Source organism: Shewanella colwelliana ATCC 39565, assembly GCF_000518705.1.
Taxonomy (GTDB): Bacteria; Pseudomonadota; Gammaproteobacteria; order Enterobacterales; family Shewanellaceae; genus Shewanella; species Shewanella colwelliana.
The window spans coordinates 77,746-100,826 of record NZ_KI912482.1 but is presented as its reverse complement, the minus strand read 5'-3'; the positions used below and the strand labels follow the sequence as shown (position 1 = coordinate 100,826).

Genomic DNA, 23,081 nt, shown 5'->3' with positions numbered 1-23,081 from the left:
AAACATTTGTAAATTGTTTGTTAATTATCGAGTTGTTTGTCGTGGTTAGTGGGGCAGGGCAAGTTGAGTGGGTAAGTAAGCTGTAATTGTGACTAAAAAGTCTAAATGTGGTGTTTTGTGTGAATTTCTATTCTAAGTTGGACTCGTGCAGTGAATGTGTCTGATAAGATGGCGATTTTTAGTGTTTTCATCGGCTTATTGTAAGTTGTTGTTTTTTATTTATTTATTTTCACTCTATTTGTAATAAGTTATTCCCAAAGGTGATAAAGGGCCGGTTGTTACATTTAGTTGTAACAGTCGACGATGGCTCACTTACCATCAGTATTGGTCAAAAAAAATGGCATCGTCAACGATGCCATTTGGTATGGATAATGTATTTGTATGACTTTATTGCTTATTATGCGCCGCCAATGATTCCAAGCCGCCACCATTATAGGTACGGCCATAGCCTTGTTCGATAAGACTTTGCTGCGCAATACCACTGCGGCGACCGCTGCGACAATAGACGACAACAGCTTGATCTTTTGCAATACCACGTTGTTTGAACTCATTGCTGATGTTTTCAAATGGGATATTTATCGCATTATCTAGGTGGCCCTGCGCAAACTCTTCCGCGGTCCTGACATCGACAACAAGTGCACCATTGTTAATCATTTCCCAAGCAGTGTGAGCATCTTTTTCTGCTGCTTGTGCCGAGAGAGTGAAAGCCATTAAGGCGATGAGCAAGAGGCTCCATACCGATGCTATTCGATTAACGATTATTTGAGTCTGGTGTCGCACAATGTCTCCTTAGATTATGGTTTAGCGCGAGCTATCTCAGCTTCACTTTTAATGCCGAGCTTTTTCATTATCATCGCAGCAGGGCAGAAGCCAGTAAAGGCGCTTTGAAATAGATTAGCGCCTACGAAGACGGTTAGCCAGATAAAATTTGGGTGAACCCAGTTGGTAAGCGCTAAAGAAAGCAAAACCATGAATCCAGCAAAAGCGAAAATACTACGTTCAACGGACATAATGACTCCTTATAATGCGGTAGGTGCCGCAACTTGTTGGTGTTTGTCGCGCATCACCGCATAGTACAGCACGGGGATAACGACCAAAGTAAGTAGGGTGGAAACTAAGATGCCAAAGATAAGGCTAATGGCTAAACCGTTAAAGATGGGATCGTCTAAGATAAATAGGGCGCCAATCATCGCCGCTAAGCCTGTCAGCATAATGGGTTTCGCTCGCACGGCACCAGAATGAATAACGGCTTGCTCAAACGGCACGCCAGCCGCGGTTTCCTGATTGATAAAGTCCACTAACAAGATAGAGTTTCGAACGATAATCCCTGCCAACGCTATCATGCCTATCATAGACGTTGCAGTGAACTGTGCGCCCAGCAAAGCATGTCCTGGCATGACGCCAATAATGGTGAGCGGAATCGGGGCCATGATAATAAGTGGCACCACATAAGAGCGGAATTGACCAACCACCAAGAGGTAGATGGCAATCATGCCAACGGCATAGGCTATTCCCATATCTCTAAAGGTTTCATAGGTGATTTTCCACTCACCATCCCAAAGTACCGCAATCGTGTCGAGCCTAGAAGGTTGAGAGACAAAGTGCTGATCAAATCCGAGTCCGTTCTCATCGTTGATCGCACCAGCCATATCAAACATTCCATACAGCGGACTATCAAGTGGGCCTGCCATGTCGGCGACCACCATGATCATCGGGATCATATTTTTATGTATGATGGGTGAGTCAATTTGGCTGTGAACTATGGTCACTAGCTCCGAAACGGGCACAGATTGCCCCGTTGCGGTGGTCAATTTCAGATTGAGTACCTGCTCTAGGTCAACTTTTGCGCCTTCTTCTAGCTGTATACGGATTGGAACTGGGCGTTTTTGGTTGGGTTTGTGCAGGTAACTGACATCTTTGCCGCCAATCGAAGTGGCGACTAAATCGACTATGTTCGCATAGGGGACACCGAGCAAACTGGCTTTTGAACGGTCGATATTTACCTGCCATTTCTGCTGCTCTGCAGGCAGGTAGATATCGATGTCGACCACATCTTGAGTTTGATGGAATAGCGCCTGCAGATCTCGCGCTGCTTGCTCACGCAATGCTTCATTGGGGGCGTAAACTTCAGCTAAAATAGGTGACCATACTGGGGGGCCAGGTGGCACTTCAACCACTTTTACGTTTGCGCCATACTCCAGCGCGATAGGTTTTAGTGACTCTCTTACTGCAAGCGCAATTGAGTGGCTATCTCGGCTGCGATCGGACTTGTCTACCAGATTTACTTGAATATCACCAAGCTCCTGAGTCTGCCTTAAAAAGTAATGCCTCACCAACCCATTAAAGTTCATTGGCGCATTTGTGCCTGCATACAGTTGGTAGTTATCCACCTCCGGCACACTATTGAGTTCGGTCCCCAACGCCATGAGTACACGCTGCGTCTGCTCTACGGGAGTGCCTTCAGGCATATCGACCATGATCTGAAATTCAGATTTGTTGTCAAACGGCAGCATCTTTAATACCACCAATTGTGTGATGGGTAATGAGATGGCAATAGCAATGAGTAGTGCTACCGCTGCCGCTAAACCAAGGCGTGCTCGCCCGGCGCTTTTACCACTGACAAAAGGCGTTATTAGCTTAGTAAATAGCTGCATCATGCGCTCATTTCCACCGTGAGGCTTATGTTCTGTATTTGCGCCTTGATGGTTTTTCAGCAGCTTGGTGGCAAGCCATGGGGTGACAACAAAGGCGATAGCCAATGAGATCAGCATCCCCATGCTGGCATTAATTGGAATGGGGCTCATATAAGGTCCCATAAGTCCTGAAACAAATGCCATTGGCATGAGTGCGGCAATAACGGTAAATGTAGCTAAGATGGTGGGGCCGCCTACCTCATCCACCGCAATGGGTATGAGTTCAGTAAAGCTATGTTTACCTAAGGCCATATGCCGATGAATATTTTCGACCACCACAATGGCATCATCGACTAAGATACCAATGGAGAAAATTAGCGCAAATAGCGAGATGCGATTTAGGGTAAAGCCCCAAGCCCATGAGGCAAAAAGGGTGATCGCTAAGGTAATAATAATGGCAATACCGACAACGATCGCTTCTCGCAGTCCCATCGCTAAAAATACGAGTACCACTACCGCTGTGGTAGCAAAAACTAACTTCAAAATGAGGGTATTAGCTTTGTCACCAGCCGTTTTGCCGTAGTTGCGAGAAACCGTGACCTCAACATCATGGGGCAGCAACACGTTATCGACGCTATCGAGTCGTTGTAAAATATTGTTGGCAACATCGACGGCATTCTCACCCGGTTGTTTACCTATTGCGATGGTCACAGCAGGATAGCTCGCTTGCTTATCGCTGTGCCAAGCGCTTTGGTTTGGGATATCGGTATTGAGGCTGATATTGGCAATATCTGCCGGGTACACAGGCGCGCTCTGGCCATAGGCATCTTGGTAGAGGCCTACCACGAGCTGCTCAACTTCCTGTTGGGTTTTTAAGAACTGTCCGGTTTGTACCTTTATCTCCTGGTTATCTTGGGTCAAAGAGACTGGCATCGAAACATGATTATTACTGGATAGGTTTGAAATTATGGCATCATACGTGATGCCATAGAAGCTCATTTTTGCGGGATCAATACGGACATTAAGGCTGACGTCATGAGTGCCAATACTGGTGATCTCACGGGTACCTGGGATCCGTTTAAGTTCAGTTTCTAAGCCTTTGGCGACATGGGTTAACTGCTCTGCTGATTGTGTTTGGGACTTTGACCATAGCGTGAGACTCATGATCGGGACATCGTCGATGCCTCGAGGCTTAATTTGTGGTTCGCCGACGCCAGCAGCGGTCGCCACTTTATCCATGTTGGAATACACTTGATTGTAAAGTTTGACGATCGCTTCATTTCGAGGAATTCCCACCTCAAAGATAGCAATGAGTAGTGCACCATCGGGTTGAGAAAATGAGTAGAGGGTATCAATACCTTTTATCTGCGACAGTACTTGTTCCATCGGTAAAGTGACTATCTGCTCTACTTCGCTAGGAGTCGCACCAGGAAAGGGGATAAAGACATCGGCAAAGGTAACATCGATTTGTGGCTCTTCCTCTTTGGGCGTGACTAACACCGCAAAAAGCCCGAGTAGTAATCCCAAAAGTGCCAGCAGTGGCGTAATGGCGCTTAGTTGAAACATGGCGGCAACACGGCCAGAAAACCCGAGTGCTTTGTGCTTATCAAGATCGTTATTTGTTGGCTGGTTCATAACTGTAAGACTCCTATTAAACGGCCAAATCCATTATTTGTTTAAATTAAGTAGGACTTGATAGGCATCTATAGCGATATTGTCTCCGGGACTTAATCCTGCAAGCACTTCAATATATCCCTCTCGAATAGCACCGAGACGTACTTGATTGAGCACAGGTTCGCCCTGTTTAATCAGATAAACGGCACTGAGTTCATTTTGATTGAGTACCGCAGATTGCGGAATCATCATGGTACTGCGTTGACCCGCAATAAATTGTACTTTTAGCCACATGCCTGGCATAAGCCCCGCATCATTGCTAGGCAAGTTAATACGGGTTTTGTAGCTGTGGCTACTTGGGTCAGCAAAGGAGAAAATGGTGAGTTGATTGGCGTTCATCACGTCACCATTTGGCAAGAAAATTTGCACTTCCGGATGACTACGCAGTGCGTTAATGTAGCGAAATGGCACGTTTGTGACGGCTCGCAACTGATCGGTTGAAAAACCACTGAGTAAAGGCTGACCCGGAGCGACGGTTTCCCCTTCTTCAACATACCGCTGCGTCACGATGCCAGAGAAAGGGGCGCTGACGATGGTGTATTGCAGTGATTCGTTGGCCTGAATAATGCGTGCTTTTGCAGCACTAACCGCTTGGGATGAGGTGCGTGCATTGGCTATCGCCTGGTCCATGTCGCCTTGAGAGATAGCACCTTGAGGAAATAGCTCTTCGTAACGTTTACGTTGCTTCTGTGCTTCTTCATTTTGAGCTTGTGCCCTGGCGAGTTCGGCTTCAGCGGCAGCAAGCTCAGCCCCTTGTGCTTTGCTAGTGATCTCTAATAGTGCTGCGCCTTGTGGGACAATATCGTTGACGTCGTAGTTGACTTTAATGATGCGTCCAGATGTTTGTGCTGAGACGGTTGCTGATTTAACCGCTTCGAGTTGCGCATCTAACGACACCCACTGCGGGCGTTGTTGGGCGTCAACACTAAGGGTTTCTATATCAGCCGAGGCCGCAGTCGTCGAGAGAGTTGTCAGCAGCATGGCTAGTGCGAGTAGTTGTTTATTCATTATCAGACCACCTAAAAAACTTCATAAGAAAATTCTAATGGACTTTTATGAACGATGCAATCATTTATTAGAAAAATGCGATTGACCGTGTTGGTTGTAGTGCGTGTTTCCGCTATGATCGCTTAATCATTGAGGTAGTAGGTCAGTGTTGAAACGACCCGGACCTTCTTAATATTGGGCGTATTACTGTCTCTATCTGAAATGGTAAACTGCCCTTGAGAGGCGGTTTTAATTTTACCTAGTTGTGATGATGAATCCTTGGCAAATTTTTCAGCAGTCAACCGTGCATTTTCGGTCGCAGCTTGTACCATGCCAGGTTTAATACTGTTGAGATCGGTAAACAAGAATTCGGTACGGCTATTATAGTCTTGGCTAGAGATGGCAATGCCTTCTTTAGCGAGTTCTAGCAGATTCCCTTGCATCTCTAATAACAGCGGAACCCGTTTGGTGTAGAGGGAAATGGTAACTTTAGCTGCATAACGGTAACGCACGTTCGGATCGACATATCCTTGTGCTTGTCGATCTTCTATTGAGGGGAGGGAGCTGGATATCTCATCTTGGGTAAAGCCTTGTTTAACCAAGAAAGCGATTACCTTGTCACTCTTTGTTTGTACATTCTGGTACAAACTATTTAAGTCGTTATCTACTTCAGTAAAACGTATCGGCCAGATCGCGGTATCGGCAGTGACCTCTAATTCAGCTAATCCTTTTACTGTCACGGTACGCTCTAGCGCTCTCATCTGGATAAAACTGTTACCGACACTATTGCCAAGTAGGTAAAGCCCAATACAAATAAATGCGCCTAGGAGAGTGGCTGAAAGTGGTTTTTGCATGGGGGATTACCTTAGTCAACGTTAAGATGTGAATCAGCATATTCCTTTTAAATAGAATAATCTAGCTGATTATAGCCTTATACTGATGGGGATTAAGTGCTAGGCTGCCAGAGCTCCACTTTATTCCCATCAGGGTCGATAAACCAACCGAACCGACCAAACTCCGACTCTTCGGTTTCTGCGATGATCTGAGCACCACCATTTTTCACCTGTGCTAAGGCTTCATTGAGGTCGTCAACAATGAGGTTAAACATGAAAGGCTGAGTTGATGGATCAAGATAGTCTGTATCATCTGACATTGGCGTCCAAACACTATAGCTGCTACCAGCAATGGGCTCGAGATTGTTAAGATAGAATGCCGCGCCACCCCATGGTTCAACAGGGAGTTGCAGATGGTTTTTGTACCACTGCGCGAGAGCCTTAGGATCTTTACTTTTAAAGAATATTCCACCTAAACCTATTACTTTGGCCATGTGTATTTGTGTCTTTATGAGCGAGTAGTATTAACTGTAGGAAATATTTTGGATAAGTACAAAAAAGCCGTGCATTGAGCACGGCTTTTTGTTGTTCTAACTGTGAGTTACAAGCTTAGAACTTGTAGTTGTACTGTACTGAGTAATAGGTGGCATTTGAAAGCGTTGTCGCATGTACTGTGCCTAAATCATTACCTAATGCCGGCATTTGCTGCCCAATTAGTTCTAATACTGAGCTGTGCTCGGTTAGCTGCGTTTCTTCACCGCGAATAAATGCGATGCCGAAATCAAGACTGGTATGTTTAGATAGGTTGTACGTCGCACCCATGGTGTACCATTGACGGTCTGAATCTGGGATAGAGATAGAGCTCACTTCACCAACGACACCTTGATCGAACATATAACCTGCACGCAGTGTCCAGCTATCGTTAAGCGTATAAGTACCACCTACACTGAATAACCAAGAGTCATCCCACGCATACTTTTTAAGCTGTGCTTCAGCAGGATCATTGACTGTGATCTCATGGAAATCACCCCAGGTTGTCATTTGCGCCGTGTAATGTAGGGCAAATTTTTCAGTTAGTTGATGAAAACCAGCAACTTGAAAAATATCAGGGATTGGAATGTTGATCTCTTGGAAATCAACCCCACCATATTTTACTGTTCCGTCGGCTTTAAAATCTGGGCTGAAACGGTAGCTTACACCGATACGGTGATCGGCATTGATTTCATATACAGCACCAAGAATTCCACCGAAAGCCACGCCGTCAGCTTCGACATCGACAAGATCAACTGGTACATAAGCACCATCAGGCCCTAATGGCAGTTCACCTGAACGGGTTAGAGTTCCTTCACCATAGATAACATCGACACCAGCACCGATACTGAAGTGGTCGTTGATACGATATGAACCACTGAGGTTGAGGTTAATGGTTGTGACTTCTGTTTTACCTAGTAGATCAACTGGAGCGGGAATTTGCGCGGTACCACCAAGGATTGGTTTTGGCTGTGATAAAGCGCCTGTATCAGTACCTGTACCGAAATTACTGAACATCGCCACGCCGTAGGCAAACTTGTCATTTACTGGGCTAACATAATAAAAGTTAGGGATGATTTTGGCTTCAGCTGCATCATTAACGCTACCGTAATGGAGCTCACCTAAATTTGAGTTGACGTATACATCTTTAACCTGAACTGCAACATCCGCATAGGTTAGGCCCATTGAAAGTTGCTTGGTATCAAATAATGCCATCGCTGCTGGGTTACGAGACAACACAGAAGCGTTATCTGCAATCACGGCATCACCAGCAAAAGCTCGGCCAATCCCTGTTGCTGATTGGCTATTAAGTTGGAAACCAGCTGCCATGGTTTGTGAACTCGCAAGAGTGACGGCAACGGCTAATAGTGTCTTGTTGAAACGCTTCATTATTGTGTTCTCTATTATTATTGGCCCCAATTATGTCGCAAGGTGATTACCATGCAGTGGGGTCCATTTTATAAGTCATGTGCATAGTAGGGATGAGTTGGTGACTCAACAACTCCGACCAGATGTGAAGTTATGTTGGTTATTTGTTACTTTTAGTGGTTGTTATATAAAAGAAAAATGAGATGTGTTTGAATTAGGCTTGCTAAGCGCTACCTAGCGCCAAATCTAACATTTTGCAACATTTCGACTGACGTTAATCGAATGTGAATGTCACATTTTTCAGTAAAAAAAATAAAGTAAAAAAATAGCGTACACATGTACGCTATTTAGGTTTCCAATCAATTTGGAGTGTTAAAGCTTGGCGCTGAATTGGTCAAATTGCTGAGTAATTTCACCAGAGGGTTTAAATAATTTGCTAACGATAACCCCTGCAAGTGTTGCAAACACAAATCCAGGTAATATTTCATAAAGCTCAAATATGCCGCCTTCTGCTTGTTTCCACAGCACCACAGTGACAGCTCCAACGAGCACGGTTGCTACCGCGCCATTACGGCTATAGCTGCGCCAAAAGAGTGACAATAACACCACTGGTCCAAATGCCGCACCAAAACCTGCCCATGCGTAACTGACTAAGCCCAGTACGCTGCTTTCAGGGTTGAGGGCGATGATACCGGAAATGACAGCAATGATGAGTACACCTATACGGCCTACTAACATTAACTCTTTACTACTTGCTTCTGGCCGTAACCATTTTTTATAGAAGTCTTCAGTGATCACACTTGAACAGACCAGTAGTTGCGAATCGATGGTGCTCATGATGGCGGATAAAATAGCCGCGATAAGTAGACCCCTAATCCAAGGATTAAATGCAGCATGGGCGAGGTGGATAAACACAGTTTCAGGGTTAGCCAATGGGTCGTTAGCAAAATAGAGTGTGCCTGCCAGGCCAGTAGCTAGAGCGCCAATCAGGGCAACGACCATCCAACTCATGGCAATACGGCGTGAAACAGGGATATCATCGGCACTACCTATGGCCATAAAGCGTGACAAGATATGTGGTTGGCCAAAATAGCCTAGGCCCCATGCTAGCAGTGAAGCAAGACCGATAAACGTGGTATTGTCGCTGATCATCGATAGCATAGCCGGATCGAGATCGTGCAGGCCATTTTGCGTTGCAGGTTGGCTGAATATCGCCACAGGCACAATGAGTAGAGCAACCAGCATCAAGCAACCTTGAAAGAAATCTGTCCAGCTAACAGCAAAGAAGCCTCCCACAAAGGTATAGGCGACGATAATTGCAGAGCCGATGATGAGCGCGAGGGTGTAATCTAGGCCAAAGACTTTCTCAAACAATATTGCACCACCGACCATACCCGAAGAGGCATAGAAGGTGAAAAAGACTAAAATCATGATCGCAGAAACCAGCTTTAACAGACCATTTTTGTCAGCGAAGCGCTTTTCAAAGAAATCTGGCAGCGTGAGTGCGTTATCGGCAAATTGAGTGTAAATACGGAGTCGTCTCGCAACGAATAGCCAGTTTAGCCAAGCCCCGAATACCAGGCCAATACCAATCCATGCTTCACCTAAGCCGCCAAGGTATACGGCACCTGGCAAACCCAGCAGTAACCAGCCTGACATATCAGAAGCGCCGACACTCAATGCGGTGACGGCGGGGCCCATCGAACGACCGCCTAAGATATAGTCATCGACAGAGTCTGTGGCTTTATATGCCCAAAGGCCAATGCCCATCATAAGGATGAGGTAGCCAAAAAAGGTGATCAAAATAGGTAATTCAATAGTCATGCTTGCGCCGTTTATTGTTATGTTTGATTTGAACTCGCTATGCTAGCAGATGTTTGATGAGGAGCTCAATAAAGTATGGAAATGTGATGAAGATCTGACCTGTGGTGACGGGATGGTCACCACAGGCTGTTGAACATTTAGATGAAAGATTGCTTAATTTCTTCTTTAATGTTGTTGAGGTCGTCGTGGTGTTCACCAACTAACAACATATAGGCATTGTCTGCGGCAAAGCCCATGCCCTGGTAGCGATTGTCGGCAAAAGCTTCATCTAGAATCATTCTATCTTCGACTGGCACAATAAACAGAGTGACTTTACCTTGGGCACCTTGCATAACGAGATGAATACTTTTTACCCCTTGAAAGTCGCAGTAAGTGCTGTATAGCACTTGGCCTGGCTGCTCGGTAAATCTGGCGTTAGCCAACGTGCCCAATGAAGCCAGTTGGGTATTGATGGTATTAAAGCTGACATCGTCATGACTTATCAGCGCCATATCCTCATGATAGACATGTGCTAATGCGTGTTGACCTAGATCCACAGGTCCTAAACGTAACAGAGTAAAACTGATACCAGCCACAAAGGCAACTGACGCGACTAAAGCCATAGTGAAACCGGTTTTTCGTCGCTGAACTTGGTGTTGATGTAGCTGTTGATTGAGCAGCAGCTTGGCTTCAAGTCCTTCTGGCACATCGACTTTTAACGCTGACTCTATCTGGCTATCTAAGCGCTTGAGGTCTTTTACAAATGCTTGTCGCTCATCAGAGCTACGCATGGCTGACAAAAAATCGTCATCATGATTGTTTGGATTTTCATAAGCCTCGCGGCGAAATTTTAGCTCATCCATTAGAGCGCCCTCTTGTATGCTCTTGATCGAGAAGTTCTTTAAGTTGATTCCTAGCTCTAAATAAACGTGTCATCACCGTATTGCGATTGAGCTGCAATATGTCTGCAATCTCTTCACCACTGAACCCGCCGATGACCTGCAAAATAAGGGGTTCACGATACTCTATTTCGAGTCGGGCGATTTGGCGTCTGACTAGATATTGTTCCATATTATCTTCGGTTGATAATGAAACATTGTCGGCCAACTCTGACTGCTCTACATCGGAGTAGTCAAATTGCTTGCGCTCAAAACGGCGGGCATTTTCTCTACGCAAAATGGTAATTAACCAAGCCTTTGCCGCTTTATCGTCTTTTAGTGATTCAAGCGAGCGCCAGGCGCGAAGAAACGTCTCTTGGGTGATATCTTCAGCGATATGCTTATCACCGCATAACCAATAGGCATAGCGGAATAGATCGGCGTGAAGTGCCCTGACAAGGCTATCGTATCGTCGTTGTTTACTTAGCATGTCATTATTGACCGAGGAATCGGCCAAATTATTTCGTTTGAAGCCAAACATTTTTTACTCACTCTATTAATAACTAAGTGATGTGCGCTATCGGGGTAGGGCTCACCCTACCTCGATAGGCTAACATGTGGCAAGTTTGTTAGAGAGGATTTAACGGATTGAGTGCACTTTTTGCCGTCTTTCTGGCAACCATTGGGCAATTTTTAACGGCATCGAGGATCTGCTGACCATCGATATGTTGCGTGGCTGGACTATAAGCCGCTTGTTGTAGCTGTTTAATCGCTGAACCAAGGGCTGGTGTTAAGCCTGCTATTTCAGCAAGGGTCATTTTGTTAGCAAACTGAGCACTGAAATGCTGCTGTAACGCCAGGATGATTGCACCAGCTTGCCTGCTACGGCAGGCAGCTTCAATACCAAGCATTGACGGCGTTTCTGAGTGGCTATGCTTAGTCGTGGTAGGTGGGCTAACGTGATCAAGTTTCAGTTTACGGATGTGACGGCGCCACAGTAGTAGAGTGGAAAGCCATAACAGTGCAAAAATAGCGGTTAGTACTTGCCAATAGCCATGAGATTTCGCTGCCGTCGTATCCACCGTTGAGGGAATAACCTCAGGTGTTGATGATGAACTGCTGACGGTAATGGTGCGGGCTGGAAGCGTGGCGAACTCCTGCTTATTGGTTTGATTATTCCACCAAGGCACCTTAATTTCTGGCAAGGTATAGCTGCCAGCTTGTGTCGGTACGATAGCAGTGATTTGTTTCAGCTGCGCCACGACCTGCTTTTCTCTGACAAAGGTTTGACGTTGGGGTTTTTCAGGATATTGTTTAAAACCTTCAGGCAGATTAATGCTTAGTTCGGGCAGACTCGTTTCATCGGTATTTGACGCCAACAGCGTGATATTACGCGTGAGAGGTACACCGACTTCAAATGTTTGCGAGGCAGGCCAATCCTCTTTTAGCACAACAAGATCACTGACTAACCATTTACCATGATAATCACTGGGAATGGGGTAAATGGTCACTTCGCTTGGTGCTGCTTTGGCTTGCATGGGGCGGCTTTCATTAAAGGAGAACATGCCGCCTCGGCGTGCCGCCTCAACTAAGACATCGCCAGAAAAGCTGGCACCAGAAAGAGTAAGTTTGCCTGGCGTATCGGCAATAATACTGTAGGTACGTTCAATGACTCGGTAACGTCTGCCATCCAAAATCTCGGTGGTATCAATATCTTCACCTAGCTGTTTGAGTTGGGCGCCTTCAACGTTAGGCGCGCTCAGTACGCCACGCTGCAACTCCACTGCGAGATAGAGTTTAACTTTATAGGTAATGAGCTGACCGACATAAGCTTCTTCCGATGAGAGGCTGCTGCGGATGAATAGACTCTTCATCTGCTGCGGTTGGCTACCTGGCGCGCTAACGGTGAGTTTTATTGGCGCTGAGCTCACCCCTTTGATGGTGAGCGCTGGGATCTCTATGATTCCGGCACGCTTGGGGGCGAGCAACACTTGCCAGCGGGTTTCTTTACTGGCGTCAAAGTTCATGATTTGAGTACTTCTGCTCACACTGGTGCGCCCAACAATAAAGTCTTTTAGCAGAATAGAGGTATCTAAGCTGCCGTTATCGACGTCATCATCAGCCTTTATGCTAAGCACCAAATACTCACCTTCTATTGCTGGATTTCGGTCTACAGAGGTTTCCAGCGTAGTGAGCGCATAGGCGGAAGTTGAAAGTGATAGTGCCAAAAGGGCTAAAATAGAAAGCGTGCGTATTACCACTGTTCGGTATCCTTTGAAGTCTGGCCTTGACGGCGACGTTTTTGGTATTCCAATTGCATTTTGTTGCGCAGCAGCACCTGAGGATCATCAATAACCGATGAGAGTGCTCGCTGCATCTCTAGCGGTAAATCATCTGGTGCTGGCGCGTCAGCCGCTTGCAAGGCTTGGGATGCGTCTGATGGGGGCTGCTCTTGTGGAGCCGATTGAGGTTGGGCGTCTGCCATTTGCTGAGCCGATGAGGTATCGTCAGGCTCAGTTTCCTCATCTTGCGGCGAAGAAGCGGTCGTAGGCGTTTTAGTCTCTGGCTCAGCACTCATTGGGGCCTCATTATTGGCAGAGGAGGCCTCATTAGATTGCTGTGAGGAAGCGTCTTGTTGCTGGGCATTATCCTCCTGGCTTTGGCTTTGATCCGATGAGGATTGCTGCTGCTCTGACTGCTGTTGCTCGTCAGTGGGTTGATGGTCTTGCTGGCCCTGATTTTGCGACTCGCCTTGGGAATCATTTTGTTGATTACCTTGTTGATCATCCTGCTGCTGGTTTTGATCATCTTGCTGCTGATTCTGCTGATTCTGCTGATTCTGCTGATTCTGCTGATTCTGCTGTTTTTGCTGTGCGTCGAGTTGTTCCGCTAAGGCTAAATTCTCGCTGGCGGCCGTAAGATCACTCTGTTTCTTGAGTGCCTGTTGGTATTTTTCTATCGCTGCTTGGTAATTCTGCAATTGCATCAGACTGTTGCCTTGATTGTAAAGTCCTGTGGCGGAATTATCTTGTTCAAACTGCGCTAACGCTTCTTCATATTGTCCGTTTCTATACAAGGCTGCGCCTTGCCAGTTCGGGTCGCTAAATAGCGCAGCGGCTTGTTGATAATCTTGTTGCTCATAGGCTTGCATAGCGCGTTGATCATTAGTCTGCCAAGGCGATTGCCAACTATTGGCGTAAACAGGTGTTGGTGGCGTAAACAAGAGTAAACAGGCCAGAGCTGCGACAGCATGCCTAAAATTCATCAGTGCGGGTAACAGTAGTAGCAGGGCAATAAAAGGCCCAGCATCTTGCCAGATTTCGCCTTCTAGATCCGATTTTTTATTGGACGGACTTTGGGTTAACGACTGATAAAGCTGAACTAAGTCTTCACCATCGGCACGATAAGGGAATAGATTGCCACCATTATCAACCGCAATCTCTTTCAATAGCGAGTAGTCTGTTTTAGCGACCACGACTTGATCGACTTTATCTCGCATTAACTGACCATCGGGTGGGCGAATTGCTGCACCTTGGCTGCTACCAAGCGCAATAATTGACAAGCGGTATTGGCTGTTTTCAAATACTTTTTTAGCTTCATTAACCTGCGTTGTTGATACGCCATCGGTTAATAGTATGACGTCACCACGCAGATGCCCACCTTGGCTCAGCAGGGTTTTAGCCTGAGTGAGGGCTACGGGTAAGTTAGAGCCCAAAACCGGCATGATTTGCGGTGATAAGGTGGGTAATAAATTTAGTAGCGTGGCCTTATCTCGTGTCAGTGGGCTAATAGTGAATGCGTCGCCAGCGTACGCGATTAAACCTGTTTCGCCCTCTTTTAGCCCAGTAATCAGATCGGTGGCCTTAAATTTAGCTTGGGTAAGGCGATTAGGAACCAGATCTGTGGCATACATCGACAGCGACATATCCATGACGATCACTCGTCCTTGATTGGCTTCAAATACAGGTAAGCTCTGCTTGGTAAAAGCGGGGCCGGAGAGGGCGATAACTGCTACCAACCAGCAAAAAGCGATGACCTTTAGGTCGTTACGTTTGGCGTTGGATGAGTGCCCGACTAACCGTTTTGCAAGGTGCGGTGCAATGTATTTGTTCCAATTTGATTGTTGTCCTGTACTGCGTCGCGCAACAAAAAGAAGCAGCGCGAGCGGTAGGAGTGCCAATAGCCATTCAGGACGCAGTAGGTGGATCATTATGCCTCCCGTTTTGTTAAATAGGTGAGTGATTGAATCATAGGCAGTCGCCATAGCATCATCAGTGCACTAATTAGGAGTGCTGCGGCCAAGGGATAATAGAATAGCTCTGATTGAGGCCGATAACTTAACTGCTCACTATCGGTCGGTTCAAGGCTATCAATTGCTTGATAAATTTGTGCTAGTTCTTGGGCATTACGCGCACGAAAATAGCGACCGCCGGTGGTGTTGGCAATACTAGTCAATTGGGCTTCATCAAGATCCATCGAGGGATTAACCCGCTCTTTACCAAAAAGGGTACGGCGCTCCATGACTTCTGAACCCACACCTATGGTGTAAATAGTGATACCACGTTTTGCGGCGATCTCTGAGGCTTGTTCTGGGGTAATACTACCAGAGTTATTAGAACCATCAGTCAAGAGGATCAGCACCCGGTTGCTCTCTTGTGCCTTGTCAAAGCGCTTAACTCCAAGTGCAATCGCTTCGCCAATCGCAGTTTGTTTGCCCACTAGACCAATTTGTGCCTCCGATAAAAACTGGGCGACAGAGCGTCTATCTTGTGTCAGTGGCGCTTGTAAATAGGCGTGGTCGGCAAACAGTATCAGTCCAATCTTGTCACCTTGGCGGCGCTCAATAAAGTCACTCATGAGGTGCTGAACCAAGCTGAATCTGTCTACAGGTTTGCCATCTAGTACCATATCTTCAATCTGCATACTGCCAGAGAGATCGACAGCCAGCATAAGATCTCGGCCTTTGCTCGGTAGTTCAATTAGATCGCCAACCCAAAGGGGACGAGCAACGGCAGTGACTAAACATACCCAGATTAGCCAATATGGCAGCAGCGATTTTCGTTGTCGCTGTGCAGCGGTTTTCTGCAAGGTTTCACTGCTGCCCGGTAGCTGCAAGTGACCGCTGGTGGCGGTCTGAACATGAACACGTTTGGCAAATAAAAGTGGTAATGGTAGTAGCAGTAGCAGCCATGCCCAAGCTAAGGTCAACATGCTGTATCCCCCTTAAGCGCTTTAAGCGGTAGGGCTTGTTGCAGCCAGCGTTTAGCCGCATCGTGAAGTTGCTGGGCTTCATCTTGAGACAGCGGCATTGGTTGATAGCGTTTGGCCAGTAATGAGGTCAAGGTAGTGTCGGGTGCTGCAGTTTTGCTATTAAGCCAGGTAAACCATGGTTCGCCATCAAGATGTGCGAACTGTTCTCTGGTGCCATGGCTCATGGCACAGCGCTTGAGTAGTGCGTTAACATGTGACGCGAATTGACGGTCATCAAGCTTCAATTGTGCTAGTTCATTAATCGCTGCACGTTTTATGGCCCGTTGTTTATGGCGTTTAATTAACCCAAAGCAGACTAGAATGATAAGGGTTATTGCAATTAAAATAACTAGCCAGTAGCCATAAGCGAGTGGCCAATTACCTATATCGGGCGGTGTTTGGATATCTTGCATGCTAGCCAATGTGGGGGGAGTTGCCGTTTGCATCTATCTGAAAGTTCCTAGCTGTTGCTGCAGATTGATACCCGCATCAATAGTGCGTGGCTGCGCGTTTAGTTGGGTCATCATACTTATAAACTGTTGTTGATGTTGGCGTTGTACCTTGAGCCATGATTGATAACTGTGGGGCGTTAATACCAGCTCTCTGTCACCATCTTTCACTGGTAATTGAAACTGCTTAGGCAATGCTATCTTGCCCTGTTTAAGCGGGTCGGTAATTAAAAATGCTCCGATATCGCAATGACGCTTTAACTCAGCTAACGGTCCCAAACAGTCGGGTGTGAAGTGCGTTCCGTCGCTAATGATCCACACTAATGAGCCAGGCTTGGCGATACGTCTTAGGCGCAGGCAAGCTTTGTAGATATGGTTTGGCTCGGCTTGCACCTCATCTAATGCATCGAGTTGCTGCTGGTGGACAGCTTGCATAGCATTGATAAGCGCCAAAATACCTTGTTGGCGGCTACGGGGTTTGAGTTCAATATGTTGTTTCTCGCTGGCTATCAATGCCCCTAATCTGTCGCCATTGCCGATAGCGCTCCAGCCCAGGGTGGCGGAAAGGTGCGCAGCTTGAACTGATTGCAGCATTAGACTGGAACCGAAGTAAAGACTGTGGCTTAGGTCGAGTAATAGTAGTACAGGGCGTTCGCGCTCTTCGACAAATAACTTGGTGTGAGCTTTACCGGTTCTGGCAGTGACTCGCCAGTCGATAGTTCGTACGTCATCACCACTTTGATAATGACGCACTTCAGCAAACTCCATCCCGCGTCCCTTGATGCTGCTCGCACGATGACCCGCTAGGGACGCACGCGCTTTTGTTCGCTTCTCAGGTAGTGCTCTGGCGATATTTTGACACGCCAATAGCTCTTGCTGAGTCAGTGAAACACCATCGGCAAATAGAGGTAGTTGCACTGCTGACATTAAGGTACCGCGACTTGACTGAGAATATGGCTAATGACCTGATCGGCACTGATGCCTTCTGCCTGCGCTTGATAGCTGAGCAGCAGACGGTGACGTAGCACATTAGGAACGACTGCCTGAATATCTTCAGGCGAGACGTAATCTCGTCCCATTAACCATGCGCGAGCGCGAGCGCAACGCTCAATAGAGATAGTTGCACGGGGGCTGACGCCATATTCAAGCCAGTTGGCAAGGCTATCGCTATACTGTTGTGGTTGGCGAGTGGCCATGACAATGCTGACAATATACTGCTCTAGCGGCTCGGCTAGATAGATAGCTAGGGCGGCCGCTCTGGCTGCAAAAATCTCGTCTTGGACGATGGGTTTTACCGTAGGAATATCGTGAGATAGCGCTTCATTACGAGATAAGCGCATGATCTTAAATTCAGTTTCGGCGCTAGGGTAATCTAAGTTTAAGTGCATTAAAAAGCGATCTAATTGCGCTTCTGGCAGCGGGTAGGTGCCTTCGTTCTCAAGCGGGTTCTGTGTTGCCATCACTAAAAATAGCTTAGGCAGTTTGTAACTGTGTTTACCAACGGTTACTTGCCCCTCAGCCATCGCCTCTAATAGCGCCGATTGCACTTTAGCGGGCGCCCTGTTTATCTCATCGGCGAGGATCAGATTATGGAAGATAGGGCCAGCCTCAAACTCGAAGGTAGCCGTTTGCGCGCGATAGATATCAGTACCGGTTAAATCTGCTGGCAGTAAGTCAGGAGTAAACTGAATGCGATGAAAGTCGCCCTCAACACCATCACTCAAGGCTTTTACTGCACGGGTTTTTGCTAGGCCTGGCGGGCCCTCGACCAAAAGATGTCCGTCAGCGATTAATGCAATAAGTAAGTTTTCGGTAAGAACAGGTTGACCTAAGATAACTGTATCTAGGTATTCGCGTAATGAATGAAATCGACTCAAAGGCATGATGCTACTCGGTTTTATAAATTATGTGAGCTATAGACAGCTAATATGGTAAAAAATTCAGATAGGGTTTGGCTAGTCTTCGTTGTTGTCCAATTAGGCATTAACTATCGATAGAAATCAGATTCGTGGAAAATAAGTTAGCATGCTTACAAAGGGATTTAAACCGATCAAAGGGACTAATTTTATTTTATTAAACATTGTTAATACTGTTATTTTTTTAATTTCACCGACTAAAAACCAAACAGGTGTTTAAAACTTTTAAATAAGAAGTTAGAATCAGATCACACTTTGATGGTCTGACCTGTTTTGATGGCTTTATTAACATGAGCTAAATCATTGGGTAAGGGAACAATAATAATTGCGCCAAGAGAAACTGTTCGATTAGGCGTGTCATGAGGGCAAAAGATGAGTGATCTACAGCAAGTGAGAAATGCAAAGGGCGATCGTATTGCGATTGTGATGGGCCTGCGAACCCCCTTTGCTAAACAAGCAACCGCGTTTCACGGCGTTTCGGCATTGGACATGGGCAAAATGGTTGTCAATGAGCTAGTGTCACGGTCTGAGTTAGATCCAAAAGAGATTGAGCAACTTGTTTATGGGCAAGTGGTACAGATGCCTGCAGCGCCTAATATTGCACGTGAAATTGTTCTGGGTACTGGCATGAATGTCGCCACCGATGCATACAGTGTCACGCGTGCCTGTGCAACCAGTTTTCAATCAGCCGTTAATGTCGCAGAGTCTATCATGACGGGCAATATCGATATCGGTATTGCAGGTGGTGCTGATTCATCATCGGTGTTGCCAATTGGCGTGTCCAAAAAACTGGCTCACGCCTTGGTTGACTTGAATAAAGCCCGCAGTTTTGGGCAGAAACTTGCTATCTTTCGTCGCTTAGGTTTAAAAGATCTTTTGCCTGTGCCGCCAGCGGTTGCTGAATATTCTACTGGCTTGTCAATGGGACAAACCGCAGAGCAGATGGCGAAGACATACAATATTAGCCGCGCTGATCAAGATGCGCTGGCTTTTCGTTCACACAGTCTTGCTGCAGAAACATGGAATTCAGGTAATTTGCGTGATGAGGTGATGACCGCTCACGTACCGCCGTATAAGTCATTTATTGACCGTGACAACAATATTCGTGAAAACTCTTCGATTGAATCTTACGCCAAACTCAGACCAGCGTTTGACCGTAAACATGGTTCGGTTACTGCTGCAAACAGTACGCCGCTGACCGACGGTGCATCAGCTGTACTCTTGATGAGTGAAAGCCGCGCTAAAGCGTTAGGTTATCAACCTATTGGTTACATTAAGAGCTATGCGTTTACTGCCATTGATGTTTGGCAAGATATGTTAATGGGGCCTTCTTATGCGACACCTCTTGCGCTAAAGCGCGCTGGGATGGAGCTTGAAGATCTGACCCTGATCGAGATGCATGAGGCGTTTGCCGCGCAAACGCTTGCCAACATGCAGATGTTTGGCTCTAAAAAGTTTGCCGAAGAAAAGTTGGGTCGCAACCGTGCCATTGGTGAAATAGACATGAGCAAGTTTAACGTACTGGGCGGCTCTTTGGCTTATGGTCATCCGTTTGCTGCAACGGGAACACGTTTAATTACCCAAGTGTGTCGCGAATTAAAACGTCGTGGTGGTGGAACAGGCTTAGCAACCGCATGTGCTGCGGGTGGTCTTGGTGCAGCAATGATAGTAGAAGTGGAGTGATCTCATGGATAAGAGTTTTACATTAAGTCGTAACGAGAACGGTATTGCTGTATTAACGATGGATGTTCCTGGCGAAACCATGAATACGTTACGTGCAGAATTTGGCCCTGAGATCAGTGAAGTGCTGACTGAAATCCGTAGTGACCATCAGATTAAAGGTTTGGTGATTATCTCAGGCAAAAAAGATTCATTCGTTGCTGGCGCCGATATTTCCATGCTTGATGCCTGCACATCGGCTGATGATGCGAAACAGCTGTCACAACAGGGGCATGAAGTCTTTTTGGCCTTAGAAGCACTCACTATTCCCGTGGTTGCAGCGATTAACGGCCCTTGTTTAGGTGGTGGTTTAGAGCTTGCCTTAGCTTGCCATATGCGTGTGTGTACCGATAGCGCTAAGACCATGATGGGCTTGCCCGAAGTTCAGTTAGGCTTGTTACCGGGCGGGGGCGGCACCCAACGTTTGCCCCGGTTAGTCGGTATTACGACTGCACTGGATATGATGTTAACTGGTAAGCAGCTTCGCCCTAAACAAGCACTTAAAATGGGGTTAGTTAACGATGTCGTTTCTGAGTCGATTTTACTGCGTACCGCCATTGAGATGGCATTAAGCGGTAAAAAAATGCCCAAGAAAGCCAAAGCGTCTATGGTCAATCGCGTTTTAGAGGGCACGTCTGCTGGGCGCAATATTATTTTTGACCAAGCGCTAAAGCAAGTTAACAAGAAAACCCATGGTAATTATCCAGCGCCAGAGAAGATCATTGACTGTGTTCGTCAAGGTATGACGAAAGGGCTGATTAAAGGTCTAGAGGTGGAAGCTACGCATTTTGCTGATTTGGTTATGTCACCAGAATCTGAAGCGTTAAGAAGCATTTTCTTTGCAACCACAGAGATGAAAAAAGAGAGCGGTGCTGGTGACGTGCAAGCCAAACCCGTTAAGAAAGCCATGATTTTGGGTGGTGGTTTAATGGGGGGCGGTATTGCCTCGGTAACTACAACTAAAGCCAAAATTCCTGCTCGCGTAAAAGATATTAACGAAACAGGTTTAAGTAACGCACTGTCGTATGCCTATAAATTGTTAGATAAAGGCGTTAAACGTCGTCACATGACGTCTGCAGCTCGTGACAATCTCATGGCGTTAATGACGACAACCACTGAGTATAAAGGGATCAAAGACGCTGATATCGTTGTTGAGGCCGTATTTGAAGATTTAGGCTTAAAGCATCAGATGGTTAAGGATGTTGAACGTGAATGTGGTGAACATACCATCTTTGCATCAAATACCTCGTCGTTGCCAATTTCTCAGATCGCCGAAGCAGCGCAACGCCCAGAGAATGTGATTGGCTTGCACTATTTTTCGCCAGTAGAGAAAATGCCTCTGGTTGAAGTTATTGCTCATGAGAAAACCTCTGCTGAAACAATTGCGACCACCGTCGCATTTGCGCGCAAGCAGGGTAAGACACCTATTGTTGTTCAAGATGGTGCCGGTTTCTATGTTAACCGAATCTTAGCCTTATACATGAATGAGGCGGCAAACCTGTTGCTGCAGGGCGAGAGCGTCGAGCATCTTGATAAAGCCTTAGTGAAATTTGGATTCCCTGTTGGCCCAATGACGTTACTGGACGAAGTGGGCATTGACGTTGGTGCGAAGATCTCTCCAATTCTTGAAAAAGAGCTTGGTGCACGCTTTCAGGCGCCAACCGCTTTTGACAAGTTACTTGGTGATGATCGTAAAGGGCGTAAAAATGGTAAAGGTTTTTACCAATATGGCACTAAGTCGAAGAAGAAACTGGTTGATGAATCGGTATATGCTGTACTGGGGATCACGCCAACTGCTACTAGCGATGCAGCTGAAATTGTACAGCGCTGTGTGGTGCAGATGCTTAATGAAGCGGTGCGATGTTTAGAAGAGGGGATTATTGCGAGTGCCCGTGATGGTGATATCGGTGCTATTTTTGGTATTGGTTTCCCACCTTTCTTGGGGGGGCCTTTCCGCTACATTGATACAATGGGGGCGGCTAAGCTGGTTGAAAGCTTAAACCAGTATGCCCAGCATCATGGAGAGCGCTTTAAACCGTGTGCCACGTTAGTTGAAATGGCAGAAACGGGATCTCGTTTCCATTCATAATACTTTATACCACTTAACAATGCGGCAACATAATGCCGCATTTTTTATGTCTAGAGGAATATGTTTGCCTGTTTTTTGTTCATTTTTGGCAAGGTTTTGGGTATCATACGCGCTTGTTTGATGGCATCCTTCCTAGTCAGTTATCGTTGGGTAACATACTTGCTAAAGGAAGTAAGCGCTTTAGGCTAGTAATGATATATGCTGCCAAGTAAACGTTTAATTGGTGGCATCATTAACTTATTGAAGTAGAGGTGTAATAAGTGGTGGTATTAGTGGCTGGTATACTGGCCGTCAGTAGTGTGGTGATGGGCAACTTAGCATTTCGTGCTGGGCTGGGCGTTAAACGCTGGGCTGCTATCGGTTTAATGTTGGGGCCTATTGGGTACCCTTTGTTCAATACCCACAAACGTTTCGCTATTAAGCGTGCCCAAGGTAAAGGGTCGGTTCAGATAGCGCTTTAACCCTTGTCTACCCTGTTATCAATTTCCTATCTATTTGATCATTCCTATGAAAGGTAAATTGTCGACTTGAATAAAAATAAAAGGAGCACTAATGCTCCTTTTTATTTATTTGGAGTTGGTGATGATTGATGCTCCAACTAGTTCCACCAGCCTTTTGCTGGGATCACTTCTAGGTGATCTAACCCAGCTGGAAGTTGTACTTTTTTACGCTCTGGTTTGTGGTTAAGTCCAAGAGCTTTCTTTAGTGAATCTAACATAATCATTCTCCTTAAACTTAAGCAACAGCTGAGTTGATGAATTTGACATGCGGGTAACCAGCGACTTCTAGCGGCTTAAACTTCACATGCGGGTAACCAGCGACTTCTAGCGGCTTAAACTTTACATGCGGGTAGCCTGCAACTTCTAGCGGCTTGAACTTCACATGCGGGTAGCCTGCAACTTCAAGCGGCTTAAACTTTACATGCGGGTAGCCTGCAACTTCTAGCGGTTT

General features: G+C 46.3%; 19 protein-coding genes and 1 pseudogene. 3 read left to right on the top strand and 17 right to left on the bottom strand.

The genetic code is table 11. The annotated features are described in order from the left end of the window. Positions 1 to 387: 387 nt before the first annotated feature. From L876_RS0120290 to L876_RS0120215, 16 genes are all read right to left on the bottom strand, one after another. Positions 388 to 711 carry a rhodanese-like domain-containing protein gene (locus tag L876_RS0120290; protein WP_051413213.1) on the bottom strand — a complete coding sequence of 108 codons (324 nt, stop codon included), beginning with the start codon at positions 709 to 711 and terminating at the stop codon, positions 388 to 390. 83 nt (positions 712 to 794) lie between these two features. Beyond that, positions 795 to 1,010, bottom strand: coding sequence for a YgaP family membrane protein (locus tag L876_RS0120285; RefSeq protein WP_028765474.1), 216 nt, complete (start codon positions 1,008 to 1,010; stop codon positions 795 to 797). Between the two features lie 9 nt (positions 1,011 to 1,019). Next, complete coding sequence (locus L876_RS0120280) at positions 1,020 to 4,268, bottom strand: efflux RND transporter permease subunit (RefSeq protein WP_028765473.1); 3,249 nt, start codon at positions 4,266 to 4,268, stop codon at positions 1,020 to 1,022. 33 nt (positions 4,269 to 4,301) lie between these two features. Beyond that, positions 4,302 to 5,315 carry an efflux RND transporter periplasmic adaptor subunit gene (locus L876_RS0120275; RefSeq protein ID WP_028765472.1) on the bottom strand — a complete coding sequence of 338 codons (1,014 nt, stop codon included), beginning with the start codon at positions 5,313 to 5,315 and terminating at the stop codon, positions 4,302 to 4,304. 122 nt (positions 5,316 to 5,437) lie between these two features. Then, entirely contained in the window at positions 5,438 to 6,148 is a 711-nt protein-coding gene (locus tag L876_RS0120270; RefSeq protein WP_028765471.1) for an SIMPL domain-containing protein, read from the bottom strand. A gap of 92 nt (positions 6,149 to 6,240) precedes the next feature. Beyond that, positions 6,241 to 6,621, bottom strand: a complete 381-nt coding sequence (locus L876_RS0120265; RefSeq protein WP_028765470.1) for a VOC family protein — start codon at positions 6,619 to 6,621, stop codon at positions 6,241 to 6,243. 115 nt (positions 6,622 to 6,736) lie between these two features. After that, complete coding sequence (locus L876_RS0120260; protein WP_028765469.1) at positions 6,737 to 8,047, bottom strand: OmpP1/FadL family transporter; 1,311 nt, start codon at positions 8,045 to 8,047, stop codon at positions 6,737 to 6,739. A 351-nt stretch (positions 8,048 to 8,398) separates the two neighbouring features. Next, entirely contained in the window at positions 8,399 to 9,850 is a 1,452-nt protein-coding gene (gene putP, locus L876_RS0120255; protein WP_028765468.1) for a sodium/proline symporter PutP, read from the bottom strand. 137 nt (positions 9,851 to 9,987) lie between these two features. Continuing rightward, positions 9,988 to 10,692, bottom strand: coding sequence for a DUF3379 domain-containing protein (locus L876_RS0120250; protein WP_028765467.1), 705 nt, complete (start codon positions 10,690 to 10,692; stop codon positions 9,988 to 9,990). Continuing rightward, positions 10,685 to 11,248: a sigma-70 family RNA polymerase sigma factor gene (locus L876_RS0120245; protein WP_028765466.1), complete on the bottom strand. Its 564-nt coding sequence runs from the start codon at positions 11,246 to 11,248 to the stop codon at positions 10,685 to 10,687. The genes L876_RS0120250 and L876_RS0120245 overlap by 8 nt, the downstream gene beginning before the upstream one ends. Positions 11,249 to 11,336: 88 nt before the next feature. Continuing rightward, positions 11,337 to 12,968, bottom strand: coding sequence for a BatD family protein (locus L876_RS0120240; RefSeq protein ID WP_028765465.1), 1,632 nt, complete (start codon positions 12,966 to 12,968; stop codon positions 11,337 to 11,339). Then, the gene (locus L876_RS0120235; RefSeq protein ID WP_037429437.1) at positions 12,962 to 14,917 is read right to left on the bottom strand and encodes a vWA domain-containing protein; all 1,956 of its coding nucleotides are present in this window, start codon (positions 14,915 to 14,917) and stop codon (positions 12,962 to 12,964) included. Before L876_RS0120235 ends, L876_RS0120240 begins: the two co-directional genes overlap by 7 nt. Further along, a complete protein-coding gene (locus L876_RS0120230; RefSeq protein ID WP_028765463.1) occupies positions 14,917 to 15,918 on the bottom strand; it encodes a vWA domain-containing protein in 1,002 nt (333 codons plus the stop codon). The genes L876_RS0120235 and L876_RS0120230 overlap by 1 nt, the downstream gene beginning before the upstream one ends. After that, complete coding sequence (locus L876_RS0120225; RefSeq protein ID WP_028765462.1) at positions 15,912 to 16,403, bottom strand: DUF4381 domain-containing protein; 492 nt, start codon at positions 16,401 to 16,403, stop codon at positions 15,912 to 15,914. Before L876_RS0120225 ends, L876_RS0120230 begins: the two co-directional genes overlap by 7 nt. After that, positions 16,404 to 17,333 carry a DUF58 domain-containing protein gene (locus L876_RS0120220; RefSeq protein WP_028765461.1) on the bottom strand — a complete coding sequence of 310 codons (930 nt, stop codon included), beginning with the start codon at positions 17,331 to 17,333 and terminating at the stop codon, positions 16,404 to 16,406. Further along, positions 17,333 to 18,289 (bottom strand): AAA family ATPase, encoded by a 957-nt coding sequence (locus L876_RS0120215; RefSeq protein ID WP_028765460.1) that lies wholly within the window; start codon positions 18,287 to 18,289, stop codon positions 17,333 to 17,335. Before L876_RS0120215 ends, L876_RS0120220 begins: the two co-directional genes overlap by 1 nt. A gap of 405 nt (positions 18,290 to 18,694) precedes the next feature. Here L876_RS0120215 and fadI point away from each other — a divergent pair, with 405 nt between their 5' ends. From fadI to L876_RS0120200, 3 genes are all read left to right on the top strand, one after another. Next, positions 18,695 to 20,005 (top strand): acetyl-CoA C-acyltransferase FadI, encoded by a 1,311-nt coding sequence (gene fadI, locus L876_RS0120210; RefSeq protein WP_028765459.1) that lies wholly within the window; start codon positions 18,695 to 18,697, stop codon positions 20,003 to 20,005. A gap of 4 nt (positions 20,006 to 20,009) precedes the next feature. After that, entirely contained in the window at positions 20,010 to 22,130 is a 2,121-nt protein-coding gene (gene fadJ / locus L876_RS0120205) for a fatty acid oxidation complex subunit alpha FadJ (RefSeq protein ID WP_028765458.1), read from the top strand. Positions 22,131 to 22,402: 272 nt separating this feature from the next. Then, on the top strand, positions 22,403 to 22,591 hold the full coding sequence (locus L876_RS0120200; protein ID WP_156029457.1) for a hypothetical protein: 189 nt from the start codon (positions 22,403 to 22,405) through the stop codon (positions 22,589 to 22,591). 274 nt (positions 22,592 to 22,865) lie between these two features. Here the strand turns inward: L876_RS0120200 and L876_RS22860 are convergent. After that, a pseudogene (locus L876_RS22860) lies at positions 22,866 to 23,081 on the bottom strand (hypothetical protein); the annotation flags it as partial.

What these genes read in the sequence shown, in the direction of transcription:
- fadJ (WP_028765458.1), top strand. Translation starts at nt 20,010, where the DNA reads ATGGATAAGAGTTTTACATTAAGTCGTAACGAGAACGGTATTGCTGTA.
- putP (WP_028765468.1), bottom strand. Translation starts at nt 9,850, where the DNA reads ATGACTATTGAATTACCTATTTTGATCACCTTTTTTGGCTACCTCATC.
- L876_RS0120235 (WP_037429437.1), bottom strand. Translation starts at nt 14,917, where the DNA reads ATGATCCACCTACTGCGTCCTGAATGGCTATTGGCACTCCTACCGCTC.
- L876_RS0120275 (WP_028765472.1), bottom strand. Translation starts at nt 5,315, where the DNA reads ATGAATAAACAACTACTCGCACTAGCCATGCTGCTGACAACTCTCTCG.
- L876_RS0120280 (WP_028765473.1), bottom strand. Translation starts at nt 4,268, where the DNA reads ATGAACCAGCCAACAAATAACGATCTTGATAAGCACAAAGCACTCGGG.
- L876_RS0120265 (WP_028765470.1), bottom strand. Translation starts at nt 6,621, where the DNA reads ATGGCCAAAGTAATAGGTTTAGGTGGAATATTCTTTAAAAGTAAAGAT.
- L876_RS0120285 (WP_028765474.1), bottom strand. Translation starts at nt 1,010, where the DNA reads ATGTCCGTTGAACGTAGTATTTTCGCTTTTGCTGGATTCATGGTTTTG.
- L876_RS0120260 (WP_028765469.1), bottom strand. Translation starts at nt 8,047, where the DNA reads ATGAAGCGTTTCAACAAGACACTATTAGCCGTTGCCGTCACTCTTGCG.
- L876_RS0120245 (WP_028765466.1), bottom strand. Translation starts at nt 11,248, where the DNA reads ATGTTTGGCTTCAAACGAAATAATTTGGCCGATTCCTCGGTCAATAAT.
- L876_RS0120225 (WP_028765462.1), bottom strand. Translation starts at nt 16,403, where the DNA reads ATGCAAACGGCAACTCCCCCCACATTGGCTAGCATGCAAGATATCCAA.
- L876_RS0120230 (WP_028765463.1), bottom strand. Translation starts at nt 15,918, where the DNA reads ATGTTGACCTTAGCTTGGGCATGGCTGCTACTGCTACTACCATTACCA.
- L876_RS0120270 (WP_028765471.1), bottom strand. Translation starts at nt 6,148, where the DNA reads ATGCAAAAACCACTTTCAGCCACTCTCCTAGGCGCATTTATTTGTATT.
- L876_RS0120220 (WP_028765461.1), bottom strand. Translation starts at nt 17,333, where the DNA reads ATGTCAGCAGTGCAACTACCTCTATTTGCCGATGGTGTTTCACTGACT.
- L876_RS0120215 (WP_028765460.1), bottom strand. Translation starts at nt 18,289, where the DNA reads ATGCCTTTGAGTCGATTTCATTCATTACGCGAATACCTAGATACAGTT.
- L876_RS0120290 (WP_051413213.1), bottom strand. Translation starts at nt 711, where the DNA reads ATGGCTTTCACTCTCTCGGCACAAGCAGCAGAAAAAGATGCTCACACT.
- L876_RS0120250 (WP_028765467.1), bottom strand. Translation starts at nt 10,692, where the DNA reads ATGGATGAGCTAAAATTTCGCCGCGAGGCTTATGAAAATCCAAACAAT.
- fadI (WP_028765459.1), top strand. Translation starts at nt 18,695, where the DNA reads ATGAGTGATCTACAGCAAGTGAGAAATGCAAAGGGCGATCGTATTGCG.